Source organism: Streptomyces sp. M-16 (assembly GCF_052114405.1).
GTDB lineage: Bacteria > Actinomycetota > Actinomycetes > Streptomycetales > Streptomycetaceae > Streptomyces.
On sequence record NZ_JBFRER010000325.1, the window covers coordinates 1 to 573 of the forward strand.

General features: G+C 65.2%; 1 protein-coding gene. It reads right to left on the reverse strand.

The genetic code is table 11. The features are described from left to right. Positions 1-556: IS3 family transposase (locus AB4039_RS42380; protein WP_442273329.1), on the reverse strand; the 556-nt coding region annotated here is incomplete at its 3' end. Positions 557-573 lie beyond the last annotated feature (17 nt).

Sequence of the window (573 nt, forward strand, 5' to 3'; positions counted from 1 at the left end):
AATGTTCCGCGATCCACCGGAAAACGTCCTGCCGAGCCTGCGCCCGGGTTTCCCAGACGGTCGTACCGATCTCTGCCTTCAGGACGGCGAAGAAGCTCTCCGCGGCGGCGTTGTCGAAGCACGAACCGGTGCGCCCGGCACTCTGTCGAATGTCCAACTCACCCAGCAGGGCACGGAATTGATGGGACGTATACTGCGATCCGCGATCGGAGTGAAAGATCGAGTTTCCTGCCGTATGTCCACCCGCGTGGGCCATCCGGATGGCGTCCGCGACCAGCTCGGTGCGYATGTGGTCGGCCATCGACCAGCCCACGACCTCCCGCGTGCACAGATCGATCACCGTCGCCAGATACAGCCACCCCTCGGCCGTCGGCAGGCAGGTGATGTCCCCGACGAACTTCAGACCCGGCAGCGGCGCGGTGAAGTCCCGCAGAATCAGATCCGGCGCCGGCGGCGCCGTACGGTCCTGTCTCGTCAGCGACCGCGACTTCCGTCGAGTTATCCCGACGCTCTCACGCTCCCGCATGATCCGAGCGACACGCTTGCGATTCACCACGTGCCCCTGGTCCCGGA